Below are 18,150 nucleotides of genomic sequence, written 5' to 3'. Positions count from 1 at the left end.
AATGATCGCGGATGCGGCTCAGGCCGCCACTTGTCACCGCCTGGTGAGATCGCCAGGCTGTAGTTGAATCCGGCCGCCAATAGCTCGTCGGGGCCGCCTCAGAGGACGGCCGCGACGAGCTATTCGCTCAATTCGGCTGAGAAGCCTCGACCACAGCAAGGGCCGCCATGTTGACGACGCCGCGCGACGTGACGGAGGGCGACAGGATGTGCGCCGGAAGCGCCGTGCCGAGCAGGATCGGGCCGACATGCAGGCCATCGGTCATGGTCTTGACCACACCAAGCGTGATGTTGGCCGCGTCAAGATTTGGGAAGACGAGCAGGTTCGCTTCGCCGGAAAGCGTGCTGTCGGGCATGACGTGGCGGCGCAGGCTTTCGGAAATAGCGCTGTCGCCGTGCATTTCGCCGTCGACTTCCAGCTCCGGTGCCATCTCGCGGACAAGCGCCAGCGCCATGCGCATCTTGGTTGCGCTTTCCGACTCCCGCGAACCGAAGTTCGAATGCGAAACGAGGGCGGCGCGGGGCGAGATGCCGAAACGTTTGATTTCTTCGGCCGCCAGCACCGTTGACTCGGCGATCTCCTCCGCATTCGGATTAAAGTTGACATAGGTGTCGGTGTAGAACGTCGCGCCACGCTGCGAGATCAGCAGGCTGAGCGCCGAGAAGTCGCGAACATCGGAGCGTTTGCCGATGATCTGGCGGACGATGCGCAGATGGCGCTCGTAACGGCCTTCGAGGCCGCAGATCAGCGCGTCGGCTTCGCCGCGCTTTACTGCCAGGGCGCCGATGACCGTGGTGTTGGTGCGTACGATCGTTCGCGCCGCTTCCGGAATGACGCCGCTGCGGCCGACAAGCGAGAAGTAGAGGTCGACATATTCGCGGAAGCGCGGATCGTCTTCCGGATTGATGACGGCGAAATCGGTGTTCGGCCGGATCTTCAAGCCATAGCGCTTCAGACGGGTCTCGATAACGGAGGGACGTCCAATGAGGATCGGAGCAGCGGTGCCCTCTTCGAGAAGAACCTGGGCAGCGCGCAGTACGCGCTCATCCTCGCCTTCGGAGAAGACGACGCGCTTGCGCTCTGCGATCTTCGCGGCGGCGAAGATCGGCTTCATGATGAAGCCCGAGCGGAAGACGAAGCGGTTGAGTTCGTCCATATAGGCGTCGAAGTCGGCGATGGGGCGCAGGGCCACGCCGCTTTCGGCCGCAGCTCTCGCAACGGCAGGCGCAATGCGCAGGATCAGACGCGGATCGAAGGGCGAGGGGATCAGATAATTCGGCCCGAAGACCGGCGTTTCGCCGCTATAGGCGCGGGCGGCGACATCGGACGGCTCCTCGCGGGCAAGCGACGCGATGGCGCGCACTGCGGCCATCTTCATTTCCTCATTGATCGTCTTCGCGCCGCAATCGAGCGCCCCCCGGAAGATGTAGGGGAAACAGAGGACGTTGTTGACCTGGTTCGGAAAATCCGAGCGGCCGGTGCAGATCATCGCGTCCGGCCGGGCGGCACGGGCGAGATCCGGCATGATTTCGGGCGTCGGATTGGCGAGCGCCATGATCAGCGGCTTTTCCGCCATCTGCTCCAGCAGCTCGGGCTTCAGCACGCCGGCGGCGGAGAGGCCCAGAAAGACGTCGGCGCCGGGGATCGACTCAGCAAGCACGCGCTTGTCGCTCTTCTGCGCATAAATGGACTTCCATTCGTCCATCAGCTCGGTACGGCCTTCATAGACGAGGCCCTCGATATCGTGGACCCAGATGTTTTCGCGCTTGGCGCCAAGGATGACCAGCAGGTTGAGGCAGGCGAGCGCGGCGGCGCCAGCGCCCGAGGCGACGATCTTGACCTCCTCGATCTTCTTCCCGGCCAATTCCAGCCCGTTGAGAATAGCGGCGGCAACGATGATGGCAGTGCCGTGCTGGTCGTCGTGGAAGACCGGGATTTCCATCTTCTCACGCAGGCGACGTTCAACGTCGAAGCACTCGGGCGCCTTGATGTCCTCGAGATTGATGCCGCCGAAGGTCGGCTCCAGCGCCGAAATCGTGCTGACCATCTCATCGACGGTAGGCGCGGCGATTTCGACGTCGAAGACGTCGATGCCGGCAAATTTCTTGAAGAGTACGGCCTTGCCTTCCATCACCGGCTTGGAGGCAAGCGGACCGATATTGCCGAGACCGAGGACGGCCGAACCATTGGATATGACCGCGACGAGATTGCCGCGCGAGGTGTAGTCGAAAGCCGTTTCCGGATTGTCGCGGATGGCAAGGCAGGGCGCGGCAACGCCGGGAGAATAGGCAAGCGCCAGGTCACGCTGGTTGCCGAGCGGCTTCGTCGCCTGGATTTCCAGCTTGCCGGGGCGGGGATAGCGATGAAAGAAGAGAGCCTGTTCGTCGAGATTGCCGCTCGCCATGTTCTTGGCTGCCTTCGATGTGTCGTGCGTATCCATCACGCTTCTCCGTTTCTGCTTGCGCACTCGCGCTTTTTGAGTCCCTGCATACATCAATCACTCAGGGTGCACAGTATGCAATTGACGCAGAGGAAAGGTTTTTTGCAGCGCCGTTTTCACAATTGTTTTTCTTGTCCCGCAACGGTGACATTCGAGCCCGATGGTAAGCGAAAAGTGAATGCGTCATAAGGGGTTCATGGCGTGAGCCTATGAGGGCAAAAAACAGAGGAGCCCTCATGACCCTCATCGCTTCCCACCGCGGCGGTTCGCATCTTTGGCCCGAAAACACCCGGCTCGCCTTTTCCGAAACCGCTAAACTCGATGTCGATCTCGTCGAATTCGACGTGCATCAGACGCGTGACGACAAGCTCGTCGTCCATCACGACGCGCTGATCGACCGCATGACGGGCGGCAAGGGCGCGATCGCCGATTTAAGCTATGACGAACTGATGCGCCATATCGTCATCGGCAGCGGCGGCGAGACCATCCCGACACTTGCCGAAACCATCGACATCTTCGGGCCGTCCGCGGTCGACCTTCGGCTGGAGATCAAGACGAGGCTGGACGGCAAACCCTATGCCGGCATGGAAGGCCGTATTGCGGACGAGTTGCTGGCGACCGACATGCTGAAGCGGACAATGGTGACCAGTTTCGCGCTCCCGCGCCTGGAAGCCTTCAGTGCCGCGCTTGAGGAGCGTGGCCTGAATGTCGGCGAGCTTCTCGGCCTCATCTTTCTCTGTTCGCCGCAGACAGCCGCGCAAATCGGCTGGAGAGGTATTCTTGCCGCGCTTGGCCGGTTTGGCGTCCACGAGATTGCCTTGCGGGCCGACACCATCGATGCCGAAGTGATGGACCTTTTTCGGAAAAGCGGCGTGACGGTGCATGGCTGGGCGGCGCATACGAGTGAAGCGGCAAGGGCGATGTTTCGCCTCGGCGTCGCAAGTTTCACAACCGATCGGCCGGATCTCGCCATAGCTGCAAAGCGCGGCTGATCGTCCGCAACAGGCCTCTAGCACAGGATTTGTCATCATCCTGAAACACGAGTCTGATTTTGGAATAGCCAACGTAGGATAGGGCACGGACATTGAGTTCGTGAATGAAAACATGAATGTCAGGCGGTTTCGAACGCTATTCATTTCTGACGTGCACCTGGGCTCGAAAGCAGCCAAGGCGGACTATCTGATCGATTTTCTGCGTCATCACGAAGCGGACACCATCTTCCTTGTCGGTGATATCGTTGACGGCTGGCGGCTGAAGCGCACTTGGTACTGGCCGCAAGATTGCAACGACGTGGTGCAGAAACTGCTGCGCAAGGCGCGCAAGGGCACCCGCATCGTCTATATCCCCGGCAATCACGACGAATTCCTGCGTGATTTCCCCGGCATGCATTTCGGCGGCATCGAAGTGGCCGAGCGGGCGATCCACGAGACCGCCGACGGCAAGAAGTATCTCGTCCTGCATGGCGACGAATTCGACGTCGTCGTTCGCAACGCGCGCCTGCTCGCCTATCTCGGCGATTGGGCCTACGATATGGCCATCCTGATCAATGTCGGCCTTGCCGCCGTTCGCCGCCGCCTGAACATGCCCTATTGGTCGTTCTCGGCCTGGGCGAAGCTTCAGGTCAAGCATGCGGTCAATTTCATCGGCGAGTTCCAGCGTGTCGTGGTCGAAGAGGCCAAGCGCAACGATGCCGACGGCGTCATCTGTGGCCACATCCATCATGCCGTCATCGAGGACTTCGATGGCATCCGCTACATCAACACAGGCGACTGGGTCGAAAGCTGCACGGCGATCGCCGAGCATGAAGACGGCACGTTCGAGCTGATCACCTGGCAGTCGATCACCGAGGCACAGCCGGTCAGCGCCGCTGTCGAGGACGTGTCGGAAGCGCTCGGGGCACAGGCGGCGTAATTTGCGCCGCTTCACGGGTCCGATAACGGCCCGTCACAATTTTTGATCGCTGCAATCTGACGACAGCCTCATATTTTATCCGAAACGTTTCGGTTCGGCTATTTCTCGCCATAGTCGTATTCACGATGGAGTGATAGGGAACAATCAGTTTCCCTTCAGGTCTGTCATGATTCCCGCGACAAAATCTCTCCCGGGCGAGGGCGCGCCTCCGCATTTTCGTCTGCGCACCGCCTTGTCCTATTGTGCTCCGTTGCTCGTCAACGGCATTGCTCTGCCGTTTTTCCCGGTTTGGCTGACGGGACTGAATTTCGGTGACCGCGAGATCGGTCTTATCCTCGCCGTGCCGATGGTGGTGCGCGTTCTCGTCGTGCCCATTGTCGGAATACTTGCCGATCGCGTGGATGAACGCGCGAACGTGTTGTTCTGGTCGGGCGCACTGTCACTGCTGACGGCGATCGCGCTTTATTGGACGAGCGATTTCTGGCCGGTGTTGCTGGTCTACGCCATTCAGGGGGCGACATACGCGCCTTACGTCCCTGTCGTAGAATCGATTGCCATTTCCGGCGTGCGGCGCTGGGGGTTCGATTATGGCTCGATGCGCGTCTGGGGATCGATCGCCTTCATCTTCTCGACCCTTATCGGCGGTCAGATGATCGGCAAATGGGGTGCCACCATGGTTCTGCCCACCATGGTCGGGGGCTTCTTCCTGACAACCATGATGGCTTTCTTCTGTCCGCGCATCGGGCCGACACGCCGGCGCAATCAGCCGATCAACCTGCAGGCGCCGACCGGCGGTGGGCTGCGCTCGCCGCAATTGCTGATCACCATGATCGGTGTGTCGATACAGCAGTCGAGCCATGCCGTGATGTACACGTTTGCATCGATCTATTGGCGCAAACTCGGTTTTTCAGGCACGGAGATCGCCATTCTCTGGAGCGCAGGGGTAACGGCGGAGGTCATGGTTTTCTTCCTGTCGAAAACACTGAGCCGTCGCTTCAGTGCCTGGACGCTGATTTTCTTCGGTTCGAGCGTGTGCGTCCTGCGCTGGATACTGTTTCCGATCAATCTCGGTTTCGCCGGCTATCTCGTGCTGCAATGTCTTCACTCCTGCACCTATGCCTGCGTCCATACCGGCATTCAGCGCCGCATCGTTGCTTCGGTGCGGGAAACTCAGGAAGCATCGGCCCAGGGCTCCTATTTCTTTTATAACGGCATGTTCCTCGGGCTGATGACCCTGGCGTCCGGCTATCTTTACGCGTGGCTCGGTCCTTCCAGCTACTATGTCATGGCCGGTGTTGCCGCCTTCGGCCTCGCTATGGTGATCCTTGCCCGCAATCTTCAACCGCGCAGTTCCGCGTTTGGCGAAAGGGCGGGCGAGGCCTCCTGAGGCCGTGCGAAACGAATTCATTTGGATATCAAAATGCTATGGCCTATTTTGACATCGGCTTGGCATGGAAATCGCGTATGCACTCGGATATTAACCATTTGCGTCGAGCTGGGATTCCTGAGTCGGCGATTGTGACGCAAGACCTGAAAGACGCATGAGTTTGAAAGCAGCCGAACAGAAACCCGATGCACCAAGGATCGATGACGAGCCCGATGGCAACGGGCATCGCTATCGGCTGGAAGGCAATTGGCGCAGCGCCAATGTGCATGGCGTGCTGCGGCAGATCGATCAGCTTACGAAACAGCGCGGCGGCGATCAGGTGGTGATCGATCTTTCCGATCTCTCCGATGTCGATACCGCCGGTGCGCTACTGATCCGGCGCCTGAAGGAGAGCCAGGAAGGGCATGGCGCCAGCGTCAGGATCGAGGGCTCAAACCCCCATATCGATGAGCTGTTGACCGCCTTTACCGAGGAACCGGACAAAGAGGTCGCGGAGCCCAAGCCGAGGAAATCCTTGGCGGAACGGTTTTTTGCGCCGATCGGCGAAAGCGTCTACGAAATCTGGGGCAACCTCATCGCGGCCATGTACATTCTCGGTTCGGCGGTGCGCGGCGCGCAGCTCAAGTTTGGGCGCGGCAGCGGTGTGTCGCCCGCGTCGATCGTCAATCAGATCGACCACATGGCGGTGCGCGCCGTGCCGATCATCCTGCTGATGTCTTTTCTGATCGGCGCCATCATCGCGCAGCAGGGCGCATTCCAGCTTCGCTATTTCGGCGCCGAAATCTTCGTCGTCGATCTCGTCGGCATCCTGCAATTGCGTGAAATCGGCGTGCTTCTGACCGCCATCATGATCGCCGGCCGTTCGGGCAGCGCCATTACTGCCGAAATCGGATCGATGAAGATGCGCGAAGAGGTCGATGCGCTGAAGGTCATGGGTCTCAATCCGGTCGGCGTTCTGATCTTCCCGCGATTGGTGGCGTTGACCGTCGCGCTGCCCTTGCTGACGATCATTGCAAACTTCGCCTCGCTTGGCGGTGCGGCGGTGGTTGCCTGGGCCTATTCCGGTATCACCTTCGCCACTTTCGTTTCGCGCCTGCACGAAGCAATCAGTCTCTCCACCGTCATCTCGGGCATGATCAAGGCGCCGTTCATGGCGCTCGTCATCGGCATCGTTGCTGCGGTCGAAGGGCTGAAGGTGGGTGGCAGCGCCGAGTCTCTCGGTCAGCATGTGACGCAGTCCGTTGTGAAATCGATTTTCGTGGTGATCCTCATGGACGGGCTTTTTGCCATGTTCTATGCAGCGATCGATTTCTGAGGGTTGCCAAGGATGAGCGCGCTTCACTCGGAAATCCCGATGGATAAGGATGAGCAAGGCAGAGACGTCGTGCTATCGGCACGGGATGTCACCGTCGCTTTCGGATCGAAAGTCGTGCTCGATAAATTGAACCTGAATATTTACCGGGGCGAAATTCTGGGCTTCGTCGGTGCTTCCGGCGCGGGCAAATCGGTGCTGCTGCGCACGGTATTGCGGCTGCTGCCACGCCGTTCCGGCGTCATCGAGATTCTCGGCGAGGACTACGACAAGCTCTCGGAGCCGGAACGCAACGGGCTCGATATGCGCCTGGGCGTGCTTTTCCAGCAGGGGGCATTGTTTTCTTCCCTGACCGTGAAGGAAAACATTCAGGTGCCGATGCGGGAATATCTCGATCTGCCGCAGGCGCTGATGGACGAGCTGGCGCATCTGAAAATCCGCATGGTAGGGCTTGCCGCCGATGCCGCCGACAAATACCCGTCCGAGCTTTCCGGCGGCATGATCAAACGTGCCGCCCTCGCCAGGGCCTTGGCGCTCGATCCCGACCTCGTTTTCCTGGATGAGCCGACCTCCGGCCTCGATCCGATCGGCGCGGCGGAGTTCGACGAGCTGATTGCCAAGCTGCGGGATACGCTTGGCCTCACCGTCTATATGGTGACCCACGACCTCGACAGCCTTTTTTCCGTCTGCGACCGTATTGCCGTTCTCGGACAGAAACGGGTATTGGTGGAGGGTACGGTTGAGGACATGCTGGCTTGTGATGACCCGTGGGTGCAGTCCTATTTCCGAGGCAAACGTGCGCGATCAATCGTGCCGCGGGAGGACATCGGGCATCGCAACGACGACAATGGCGCAGGCGCCCACAGCCGCGGGAAGTGACTAGAGACTATGGAAACCAAAGCCAATTATACGATCGTCGGGTTCTTTACGCTGCTGGTTATCGCGGCTGCCTTCGGCTTTGTCTATTGGATGGCGGAATATGGCCGCGGCGGTCCAATGGCCGAGCTGGTCGTTCGCATTCCCGGTTCGGCAAACGGCCTCAGCGTCGGCTCGCCCGTGCGCTTTAACGGCATTCAGGTCGGCTCGGTACAAGGGCTTTCGATCGATGCCGATGATCCGAACTATTCGCTGGCCTTTACCGAGGTGCGCGCCGACGCACCGGTTTATACGTCCACCAAGGCCATTCTAGAAATCCAGGGCCTGACGGGTGCCGCCTATATCGAGCTTTCGGGCGGCCGCAAGGGTGACGAGAACATCCTCAAGCGCTCGATCGAAACCGGTAAGCGGGCGGTATTGCTCGCCGATCAGTCGAGCGTGACAAACCTTCTCACCACCGCCGACAAGATCTTGAACCGCGCCAACGACACGATCGGCGACATACAGGGTTTCATCACTGATTCCCGCGGGCCGCTGACCGATACGGTGCGCAACGCCCAGAAGTTCTCCAAGGCGCTGGCTGACAATTCCGACAATATCGACAAATTCCTCGCCAGCGTCGGACAGCTCTCCGATACCATCAAGAGCGTGTCGCCACGCGTCGAATCGACGCTGGATGCGGTCGAGAAGCTGGTGCGCGCGGTCGACGCCAATAAGATCAATGATGTCGTAAACAATGCCGACAAGATCACCGCCAATGTGGCTGACGCGACGACCGATCTGAAGGCGACGATCGCCTCCTTCAAGCAGACGGCCGATACCTACACCACCTTCGGTCAGAACGCGCAAAAGACCCTCGACCGCGTCGACGCGATCGTGGCGCAAATCGATCCGAACAAGGTGAAGGGGTCGATGGACGATATCGCAGAGGTGACCAAGGACGCCCGGAAGGCCGTCATATCCATTCGCGATGTCGCCAATTCGGTGGCGGCCCATCAGCAAGATATCGACGTGACGATCGCCAATGCCAAGGATATTTCCAACAAGCTGAATTCAGCCTCCAACAAGGTCGACGGCATTCTTACCAAGGTCGATTCGCTGCTCGGCTCCGGTGATACGAAGTCGCTGTTTGCGGAAGCCAGGGACACGCTCCAGTCCTTCAAGACGATGGCGGACAATCTCAACGCCCGGATCGGGCCTATCGCCGATAACCTGCAGAAATTTTCGAGTGGCGGCCTGCGCGACGTGCAGTCTCTCATCAATGATATGCGAGGCACGGTTGACAATCTTAATAACACAATCACTAACTTTGACCGCAATCCGCAGCGCCTGATTTTCGGCGGCGATACCGTCAAGCAATATGATGGCCGGGCGCGGCGTTGATGAATAGCGATTTTTGGGCTGCAGGGGACAGGCGGAATATGGTCGGTTGCGTTTCGCGTGAGCGTTATCATGTGTACCGGAGGGCGGCTTTTATTCTGCCATTGCTTGCAGCCTTGCTGAGCGGCTGCGGCTCTGCCGCAGTCAACGACACATATGATCTCTCCGCTTCGGTCAAGGCGAGCGGCCCCTCGGTCAAGAGCCGGCAAATTCTGATACCGCAGCCGACGGCGCTGCAGGCGCTTGACAGCAACCAGATCGTCATCCGCGTTTCGCCTTCGGAAATCCAGTATCTCAGCAAGTCGCAGTGGAGCGACAAGCTGACCCGGATAGTGCAGTCGAAGCTGGTCGAAGCCTTCGAAAATACCGGCAAGCTCGGCGGCGTCGGCGTGCCGGGGCAGGGGCTGGCGATCGATTATCAGATCGTCACAGACATCCGTTCCTTCGAGATCGATACGGCGGCGGGCCAGAAATCGGCAAGTGTCGAAATCTCGGTCAAAATCCTCAATGACCGCTCGGGCACGGTCAAGACGCAGAGTATCTTCCGCAAAGTCGTGCCGGTCAGTGGCGGCAGCAATACCGATTTCGTTCGAGGGCTCGACACGGCCTTTGCCGGCGTGACGGCAGAGATCGTCGATTGGACGCTACGCTCTATTTAGGGCAGTACCGGGTACGGCAAAAGCCGTTTTCCTGCCGTAGTTACGAGAACAAAAGACGGTGCGATTCTCCGTTCGATAAAAGGCAGAACCGTCCTCTGGGCCTGTCTATCGTTCCATCATGGACTTCAACGTGCCCAGATCCTTCTGTATATGCGCTGCGTCTGCGGCGAATTGCTCGTCAGTCATGCCCGGCAGCTTCAGCAGCAGGAACATGACCTCGCAGCCATCGCCATTCGGTGCGACCCGAAGTGCGTTATGGACCTTCAGGCCGGATTCGATCGTCACGGTATGATCGATGACGCCGAATTCGTTGCGGGGCGTGAAGCTGACGCGGACAGTGCCGAGAATGCCTTTGGCAACCCAATCCTCGCCATCCTGCTCCAATCCGGATGCGAGCCCGGAGGCCCAAAGCGGCATGTTCTCCGGACGGCCGGCAAAGCCATAGACTTCCTTCCAATGGCGATCGATGGAGATATGAACGATCCTTGCGGTCATGGTCGACATGGATGCCTCCTCCTGTATATTCGTGTTTGATGAATTGCAGAATTGGGTCGCAGGCGGCTCAATGGAAAGGCTGCAGTTTTGAAGAATCCTGGGGCATTCTTGCACGGTCCTGCAATGGAGACGATTCGAAGCTGGCAAAGGCTTGCCGTTTCACGCCCGGAGTGCAACAACATCGGACTAACGCCTGACCCAAAAATCGGAGCCGATTTTCGGGTTATGTGTCATTTCAAAGTGTTACTGCGTTCTTTGCTCGTCTCGAGGGTCGTGCAGCGCAGTAAGCAGCTCATTGGAGGATTGTCGTGGAAAAGGCAGAAATCGGACTGATCGGTCTCGCTGTCATGGGATCGAATCTGGCGCTCAACATTGCCGAAAAGGGCAATAAAATCGCGGTATTCAACCGCACGCCGCAAGTTACGGATGAGTTCTATGCGAACGCCGGTGCGCTGAAAGACAAGATCATTCCCTGCAAGACAATCGAGGAGTTCGTCGACGCGATCCGTCCGCCGCGGCCGATCATCATCATGATCAAGGCTGGCGAGCCGGTCGACCAGCAGATGGCGGCGTTGCAGCCGCATCTCGACAAGGGCGACATCATGATCGACGCCGGCAATGCCAATTTCCGCGATACGATTGCGCGTTTCGATCGCCTGAAGGATACCGGCCTGACCTTCATCGGCATGGGTGTCTCGGGTGGTGAGGAAGGCGCGCGCCATGGACCGTCGATCATGGTCGGCGGCACAGAAGAATCCTACAAGCGCGTCGAGAAAGTGCTGACGTCGATCGCCGCCAAGTACAAGGACGATCCGTGCGTCGCCTGGCTCGGCAACGATGGTGCCGGTCATTTCGTCAAGACGATCCATAACGGCATCGAATATGCCGACATGCAGATGATCGCCGAAATCTACGGCATCCTGCGCGACGGCCTCGGCAAGAGCGCGGCCGAGATCAGCGACATCTTCGGTGAATGGAACAAGGGCCGGCTCAACTCCTACCTGATCGAGATCACCGAGAAGGTTCTGGCCGCCAAGGACCCGGCGACTGGCAGCGCCATGCCCGATGTCATCCTCGACAAGGCCGGCCAGAAGGGCACCGGCAAGTGGTCGGCAATCGAGGCACAGAACATGGGCATCCCGGCGACCGCCATCGAAGCTGCCGTCGCAGCCCGCAGCCTATCGGCCATCAAGGGTCAGCGCGAAGCCGCTCAGGAGATTTTCGGCACACCGGACTATAAGTTCCCGATCGGCTTTGGTCCCGATTTGCTGAAAGACCTGGAACTGGCCCTCTTCGCCGCCAAGATCGGTGCCTATGCACAGGGCTTTGCCGTGATGGCGGAGGCCTCGAAGGAGTTCAATTGGTCGCTGCCGATGCCGGTCATCGCCAAGATCTGGCGCGCGGGCTGCATCATCCGTTCGCAGTTCCTTGACGAGATCACCAGCGCCTTCACCAAGGCGCCGGATGCAGCCAATCTGATCGTGACGCCGGCCTTCGCTGGCATGGTCAAGGAATCGATCCCGTCGCTGCGCCGCATTGTTTCGGCGGCCACGGCATCCGGCCTGCCGGTTCCGGCGCTGGCCTCGGCGCTGACCTATTTCGATGCCTATCGCCAGGCCCGCGGCACTGCAAACCTCATCCAGGCGCAGCGCGACTTCTTCGGCGCCCACGGCTTCGATCGCGTCGATGGCAAGGACATCCATCACGGCCCTTGGGGCAGCGGCGCGAACGGCTAATCGTACACTTTCGGATTGACGAGACAAAAGGGCCTGCCGGACATCCCGGTGGGCCTTTTTCCTGTCAGCTCTTCGGCCAGACGGGTGGGCTGATGCTTTGCAGCAATTCGGGCTCGACGCCGTCTATGCGCGCTATGACCGCCTTACCCAATTCCCGACCGGCCTGGCGAAAATCCTCGAGGATCGAGATGATTTCCGGGCGTATCCAGCTCAGCACATCAGTCGATTGCTTGGCGACCATATCGATATCGTGGCCGAGGCGAAGACCCGCCGCTTCGAGGCCGGCATTGACGGCGATGGCGCCGGCGCTGCTGGAGCAGACGAAGCCGTCAGGCGCATGCGAGGAGCGCATCAATTCCTCGACAGTATCCTTGATGTCCGCAAGCGCCGTGTCGGTGCTGGCTCTTAGCGGAACCTCCTGGGCGTTGCATTCACGCAGGCCCGTTTGGAAGCCGATCTGGGTGTGCAGGTAGTAGGTGAGCTTGGCCGGCGGCTGCAAAAGCGCGATGCGCCGTCGTCCCCTGCCGACCAGCGCGCGCACCGCTTCGCGTGCGAAAGCTTCGTTGTCGAAGTCGTGAAAGGGATGGGAAATCCCCATATTCGTCCGTCCATGCGTGGCGAAGGGCATCCCGCGCTCATGCATGAGTTCCACACGCGGATCGTCCGGCTCCGTGCGCGATATGATAACGCCATCGGCCGAGCCGGTGTCGAGAATGTAGCGCACGGGGACCAACGGATCCTTGCTGTGCGAGTGCGGCGTAATGACGAGGTGATATTGCGTGCCGGCCAGAACCTCGGAGATGCCGAAGACCATCTGGCTGGTGAAACCCATGATTTCCTCGTCGATGCTAAGGACCAGCGCGATAACGTTGGTCTTGCCGGTCCTCAGGCGCACGCCGGCGCGATTGGGCTGATAACCCAATTGACGGGCGACCATGCGCACCCGCTCCTTGGTTTCGGCGCCAATATCCGGGGCATCCTTTAGGGCACGCGACACGGTGGTTATTCCGAGCCCGGTCATGAAGGCGATCGTTTTGAGCGTCGGTCGTTCGTGCGTCGATTGTGTAGTGCCGCTGCCGGAAATCTTCTTACTGTCCATGTCGTGCAATGCTGCCTCCCGGCCGCCTCCCGCGACCATCCGCTTATATTGCCTGCAGCGGCGCCGCAAGCATATGCGCGATGTGGTCACTCCTCCTCCGTTTCGAAAATCTGTAACGATACAGTAGAAAAGTCGAGCGCTTTTTCTGACGTCGGGGAGGCCGGAATACCCAGTAGTTGAATCCACAGGCTCTGCCAAAAATTTTTGCAATTGCGAAAGGAGTTTAAGAAATCTTAGCGGAAAATTCTCGATATATGATAATTAAATCAAAGCTTTGTTGATTAGGATTCAGATGATTTAGCCGGTTGAATTGCCGGACATGTTGGCTTCTTCCGAAATGAGAAATGTAATCTGGAGTCGTATATTTGAATTTGCGAAAAAATTTTGCGGGCGAGCGGTTGCGCGTTTAAAATGATTGGACTACGTTTTTCCGGTAACGTTTCAGTGAGGGAGGAGAACTCATGAATATTCGTTTGATGGCTGTCGCATTGGCTGCTTCCGTCGTGTTACCATTTGGTGCGGCCAAGGCGACCGACCTGGAAGTGACCCATTGGTGGACGTCCGGCGGTGAAGCCGCCGCCGTGGCCGAATTGGCAAAGGCATTCGACGCGACCGGCAATCACTGGGTCGATGGTGCGATTGCCGGTTCCGGCAGCACGGCGCGTCCGATCATGATCAGCCGACTTACTGGAGGTGATCCGATGGGCGCCACCCAGTTCAACCATGGCCGCCAGGCCGAAGAGCTTGTGCAGGCCGGCCTCATGCGTGATCTGACCGATGTCGCTACGCAGGAGCATTGGAAGGACATCATTCGCCCATCCAGCCTGCTCGATTCCTGCACGATCGACGGCAAGATCTATTGCGCGCCGGTCAATATCCATTCCTGGCAGTGGCTCTGGCTTTCGAATGCCGCCTTCAAGAAGGCCGGCGTTCCGGTCCCGAAGAACTGGGATGAGTTCGTCGCCGCCGCTCCCGCGCTGGAGAAGGCAGGCATCGTTCCGCTCGCCGTCGGCGGCCAGCCGTGGCAGGCTGCGGGCGCTTTCGACGTCTTGATGGTCGCCATCGCCGGCAAGGACACCTTCCAGAAGGTGTTTAGCGACAAGGATGCGAAAGTGGCCGCCGGACCGGAGATCGCCAAGGTCTTCAAGGCTGCCGACGACGCCCGCAAAATGTCCAAGGGCTCCAACGTTCAGGATTGGAACCAGGCGACGAACATGGTCATCACCGCCAAGGCCGGCGGCCAGATCATGGGCGACTGGGCACAGGGCGAGTTTGCCTTGGCGGGCCAGAAGGCCGGCACGGACTATACCTGCCTCCCGGGTCTCGGCGTCAACGAAGTCATCTCGACGGGCGGTGACGCGTTCTACTTCCCATTGCTGAAGGACGAGGCCAAGTCGAAGGCTCAGGAAGCGCTCGCAAAGACGCTGCTCGATCCGAAGACGCAGGTTGCCTTCAATTTGAAGAAGGGCTCGCTGCCCGTGCGTGGCGACGTGGACCTTGCCTCCGCCAACGACTGCATGAAGAAGGGCCTGGAGATCCTGAAGAAGGGTAACGTGATCCAGGGTACGGACCAGCTTCTTTCTGCCGACAGCCAGAAGCAGAAGGAGGACCTGTTCTCCGAATTCTTCGCCAATCCTTCGATGACGCCGGAAGCGGCTCAGAAGCGCTTCGTCGAGATCATCGCTGCGGCTGATTGATCTCAATCGTCTCGCTGTAGTGATACCGGCCCCCATTATAGCGGGTCCGGTATCACGGCTGGACACATGTTGTGAGCCGGCTAGCTGCAGCGATCCTTATGGGCGGCGAACCTGCACGGATGTGATGTTCGACCGTGGACGAGGAGGGAGTGAGAGGAGCCGCGGCCACTGACCCGGTTCCCGATCACCGAAGCAGTCGCGCTTCAGAAGGAGGTACAATGACGGGTCATGCGAAAGCCGACCGGCCAAATCAATTTCTGCGCAATCTGAATTCGAAGATTGCATCCATTCCGATGATCTTAACGGCTGTCGTCATCTTTATGGGTGGCACGATCTGGACGGTCGTTTATTCCTTCACCAATTCGAAGCTGCTGCCACGTCTGAGCTTCGTCGGACTGGACCAATACTACCGCTTGTGGGCGGCGCCGCGATGGGTCGTATCCATTGAAAACCTTGCCGTTTACGGCATTTTTTCCATGATCTTCAGCCTCGTCATCGGCTTTGTGCTGGCTGCGCTGATGGATCAGAAGATCCGGTTCGAAAACACCTTCCGCACGATCTTCCTTTATCCCTTCGCCCTCTCTTTCATCGTCACCGGCCTTGTCTGGCAGTGGCTGCTCAATCCCGAATTCGGCATCCAGTCGGTGGTGCGTTCGCTGGGTTGGACGACCTTCACTTTCGATCCGCTCTATACGCCGAGCATCGTAATCTACGGCGTGCTGATCGCCGCCCTCTGGCAAGGAACGGGCCTTGTGATGTGTTTGATGCTCGCCGGCCTGCGCGGCATCGATGAAGATATCTGGAAGGCAGCGCGTGTCGATGGGATCCCCATGTGGAAGACCTATCTGTTCATTGTCATTCCGATGATGCGCCCGGTCTTCATCACTACGCTGGTCATCATCGCCAGCGGTATCGTCAAGGTCTATGACCTCGTCGTCGCGCAAACGAGCGGCGGGCCCGGCATCGCTTCGGAGGTCCCGGCGAAATACGTCTACGACTACATGTTCCAGGCGCAGAACCTCGGTCAGGGATTTGCAGCTTCAACCATGATGCTGGTCACTGTCGCGATCGTCATCATCCCTTGGGCCTATCTGGAATTCGGCGGAGGGCGCAAACGTGTCTGATACCATCACTCTCAAGAATGCGAACAGCGGTCTCGCCTCGACTGACCAGACATATTCGGAACCGCAGGGTGCCAAGCCGCGCCGCGTGATTTCCGGCCGCAACATCATGCTCTACGGCACGCTCTTCGTTGCCGCCACCTACTATCTGTTGCCGCTGTATGTGATGATCGTCACCTCACTCAAGGGGATGCCGGAAATCCGGCTTGGCAACATCTTCTCGCCGCCACTGGAGATCACATTCGAACCCTGGGTGAAAGCCTGGGCAACGGCTTGCACCGGTCTCAATTGCGACGGTCTTTCCCGCGGGTTCTGGAATTCCGTCCGCATCACCGTGCCGTCCACGATCTTCTCGATCGCTGTGGCTTCGGTCAACGGCTATGCGCTCGCCAACTGGCGGTTCAAGGGGGCGGACTTCTTCTTCTCGATCCTCATCATCGGCGCGTTCATCCCCTATCAGGTGATGATCTATCCGATCGTCATCGTGCTGCGCGAAATCGGCATCTACGGCACGCTTAGCGGGCTTATCATGGTGCACTGCATCTTCGGCATGCCGATCCTGACCTTGTTGTTCCGCAATTATTTCGCATCGCTGCCGGTGGAGCTCTTCAAGGCTGCGCGTATCGATGGTGCGGGTTTTTGGCAGATTTTCCTGCGCATCATGCTGCCCATGTCGCTGCCGATCTTCGTTGTCGCCATGATCCTGCAGATTACGGGTATCTGGAACGACTTCCTGTTCGGTGTCGTCTTCACCAGGCCGGAGTATTACCCGATGACCGTGCAGCTCAACAATATCGTCAATTCCGTCCAAGGCGTGAAGGAATACAACGTCAACATGGCGGCAACAATCCTCACGGGTCTTGTTCCGCTGGTCGTTTATTTCGTCTCCGGGCGGCTTTTCGTCCGTGGCATCGCCGCCGGCGCAGTGAAGGGGTGATCCATGAACAGCAGCGTTTCCATCAAAGACTTGTCGCTCGATTTCGGCGCGGTCACCGTTCTGAAGAACCTCAACCTTGAGATCAACGACGGTGAGTTCCTCGTGCTGCTCGGCTCGTCCGGCTGCGGCAAGTCGACATTGCTCAACTGCATCGCCGGCCTGCTTGATATCACAGAAGGAAAGATCTTCATCAAGGGCAAGAACGTCACCTGGGAAGAGCCCAAGGACCGCGGCATCGGCATGGTGTTTCAGTCCTATGCGCTTTATCCGCAGATGACGGTCGAAAAGAACCTTTCCTTCGGGCTGCACGTCGCCAAGGTGCCGCAGGCAGAGATCGACAAGCGCATTGCGCGGGCGGCCGAGATTTTGCAGATCCAGCCATTGCTTAAGCGCAAACCGGCGGAGCTTTCCGGCGGCCAGCGCCAGCGTGTGGCGATCGGCCGTGCCCTAGTGCGCGATGTCGACGTGTTCCTGTTCGATGAGCCTTTGTCGAACCTCGATGCTAAGCTGCGATCGGAGTTGCGCGTCGAAATCAAGCGTCTGCACCAGTCGCTGAAGAACACGATGATCTATGTCACCCACGACCAGATCGAGGCGCTGACGCTCGCCGACCGCATCGCCATCATGAAGAGCGGTATCATCCAGCAGCTCGATGATCCGACGACGATCTACAACAAGCCGCGCAATCTTTTCGTTGCCGGCTTCATCGGATCGCCGTCGATGAATTTCCTGCATGGCGAACTGGTGAGCCGGGAGGGCAGGATAGCTTTCGCCACCAACAATGTGATTTTCTCGCTCGGTGGCTATAATGCCGGCGAGGCGTTGGAGCCGGGCCGCAAGGTCATTCTTGGTGTCCGGCCCGAGCATATCAAGGTGAATGAGGATCTGGGTCCCGACACCGAGGTGCACAACGCAACGGTCGATATCGAAGAGCCGATGGGCGCCGACAACCTGCTCTGGCTCAAGCACGCCGGCCATACCATGTCGGTGCGCATCAACGGAGCGCGGCGTTTCAGCCCGGCGACGCCCGTGAAGCTCGGCTTCGATATGTCGCTCGCTTCGCTCTTTGACGCACAAACAGAACTCAGAATATGATCATA

The 18,150-nt window shown here is 58.9% G+C and carries 15 protein-coding genes; 12 read left to right on the top strand and 3 right to left on the bottom strand.

The window, feature by feature from the left end; translation table 11 throughout:
- Positions 1-127: 127 nt before the first annotated feature.
- Positions 128-2,440 carry an NADP-dependent malic enzyme gene (locus tag PH547_RS02445; protein ID WP_104823278.1) on the bottom strand — a complete coding sequence of 771 codons (2,313 nt, stop codon included), beginning with the start codon at positions 2,438-2,440 and terminating at the stop codon, positions 128-130.
- Positions 2,441-2,676: 236 nt separating this feature from the next.
- Between PH547_RS02445 and PH547_RS02440 the strand changes: the two genes are divergently transcribed.
- The 7 genes from PH547_RS02440 to PH547_RS02410 all read left to right on the top strand — a co-directional run bounded on the left by PH547_RS02440 (position 2,677) and on the right by PH547_RS02410 (position 9,965).
- Positions 2,677-3,432, top strand: a complete 756-nt coding sequence (locus tag PH547_RS02440) for a glycerophosphodiester phosphodiesterase (protein ID WP_158704456.1) — start codon at positions 2,677-2,679, stop codon at positions 3,430-3,432.
- A gap of 112 nt (positions 3,433-3,544) precedes the next feature.
- On the top strand, positions 3,545-4,351 hold the full coding sequence (locus tag PH547_RS02435; protein WP_104823276.1) for a UDP-2,3-diacylglucosamine diphosphatase: 807 nt from the start codon (positions 3,545-3,547) through the stop codon (positions 4,349-4,351).
- A 166-nt stretch (positions 4,352-4,517) separates the two neighbouring features.
- Complete coding sequence (locus tag PH547_RS02430; RefSeq protein ID WP_283050640.1) at positions 4,518-5,738, top strand: MFS transporter; 1,221 nt, start codon at positions 4,518-4,520, stop codon at positions 5,736-5,738.
- A 154-nt stretch (positions 5,739-5,892) separates the two neighbouring features.
- Complete coding sequence (locus PH547_RS02425; RefSeq protein WP_283050639.1) at positions 5,893-7,053, top strand: ABC transporter permease; 1,161 nt, start codon at positions 5,893-5,895, stop codon at positions 7,051-7,053.
- 12 nt (positions 7,054-7,065) lie between these two features.
- Complete coding sequence (locus PH547_RS02420; protein ID WP_104823273.1) at positions 7,066-7,929, top strand: ABC transporter ATP-binding protein; 864 nt, start codon at positions 7,066-7,068, stop codon at positions 7,927-7,929.
- 9 nt (positions 7,930-7,938) lie between these two features.
- Positions 7,939-9,309 carry an MlaD family protein gene (locus PH547_RS02415; RefSeq protein WP_104823272.1) on the top strand — a complete coding sequence of 457 codons (1,371 nt, stop codon included), beginning with the start codon at positions 7,939-7,941 and terminating at the stop codon, positions 9,307-9,309.
- A gap of 38 nt (positions 9,310-9,347) precedes the next feature.
- Positions 9,348-9,965, top strand: coding sequence for an ABC-type transport auxiliary lipoprotein family protein (locus PH547_RS02410; protein WP_285167324.1), 618 nt, complete (start codon positions 9,348-9,350; stop codon positions 9,963-9,965).
- Between the two features lie 105 nt (positions 9,966-10,070).
- Here PH547_RS02410 and PH547_RS02405 read toward each other — a convergent pair whose 3' ends face one another.
- On the bottom strand, positions 10,071-10,469 hold the full coding sequence (locus PH547_RS02405; protein ID WP_283050638.1) for an SRPBCC family protein: 399 nt from the start codon (positions 10,467-10,469) through the stop codon (positions 10,071-10,073).
- A 299-nt stretch (positions 10,470-10,768) separates the two neighbouring features.
- Here PH547_RS02405 and gndA point away from each other — a divergent pair, with 299 nt between their 5' ends.
- Positions 10,769-12,196 carry an NADP-dependent phosphogluconate dehydrogenase gene (gene gndA, locus PH547_RS02400; RefSeq protein WP_104823269.1) on the top strand — a complete coding sequence of 476 codons (1,428 nt, stop codon included), beginning with the start codon at positions 10,769-10,771 and terminating at the stop codon, positions 12,194-12,196.
- Positions 12,197-12,260: 64 nt separating this feature from the next.
- Here gndA and PH547_RS02395 read toward each other — a convergent pair whose 3' ends face one another.
- Positions 12,261-13,295, bottom strand: a complete 1,035-nt coding sequence (locus PH547_RS02395; RefSeq protein ID WP_104825116.1) for a LacI family transcriptional regulator — start codon at positions 13,293-13,295, stop codon at positions 12,261-12,263.
- 461 nt (positions 13,296-13,756) lie between these two features.
- Between PH547_RS02395 and PH547_RS02390 the strand changes: the two genes are divergently transcribed.
- The 4 genes from PH547_RS02390 to PH547_RS02375 all read left to right on the top strand — a co-directional run bounded on the left by PH547_RS02390 (position 13,757) and on the right by PH547_RS02375 (position 18,145).
- Entirely contained in the window at positions 13,757-14,992 is a 1,236-nt protein-coding gene (locus PH547_RS02390) for an ABC transporter substrate-binding protein (protein ID WP_104823268.1), read from the top strand.
- A 218-nt stretch (positions 14,993-15,210) separates the two neighbouring features.
- A complete protein-coding gene (locus tag PH547_RS02385) occupies positions 15,211-16,116 on the top strand; it encodes a carbohydrate ABC transporter permease (RefSeq protein WP_104823267.1) in 906 nt (301 codons plus the stop codon).
- A gap of 4 nt (positions 16,117-16,120) precedes the next feature.
- Positions 16,121-17,050: a carbohydrate ABC transporter permease gene (locus tag PH547_RS02380; protein ID WP_245463980.1), complete on the top strand. Its 930-nt coding sequence runs from the start codon at positions 16,121-16,123 to the stop codon at positions 17,048-17,050.
- Between the two features lie 3 nt (positions 17,051-17,053).
- Positions 17,054-18,145 carry an ABC transporter ATP-binding protein gene (locus PH547_RS02375; RefSeq protein WP_104823265.1) on the top strand — a complete coding sequence of 364 codons (1,092 nt, stop codon included), beginning with the start codon at positions 17,054-17,056 and terminating at the stop codon, positions 18,143-18,145.
- The last annotated feature ends 5 nt before the right edge of the window (positions 18,146-18,150 follow it).

The sequence above is a fragment of the Rhizobium cerradonense genome (genome assembly GCF_030182455.1).
Lineage (GTDB): Bacteria > Pseudomonadota > Alphaproteobacteria > Rhizobiales > Rhizobiaceae > Rhizobium.
Note: the sequence above shows the minus strand (reverse complement) of the source record. Positions and strands in the feature narration are given on the sequence as shown.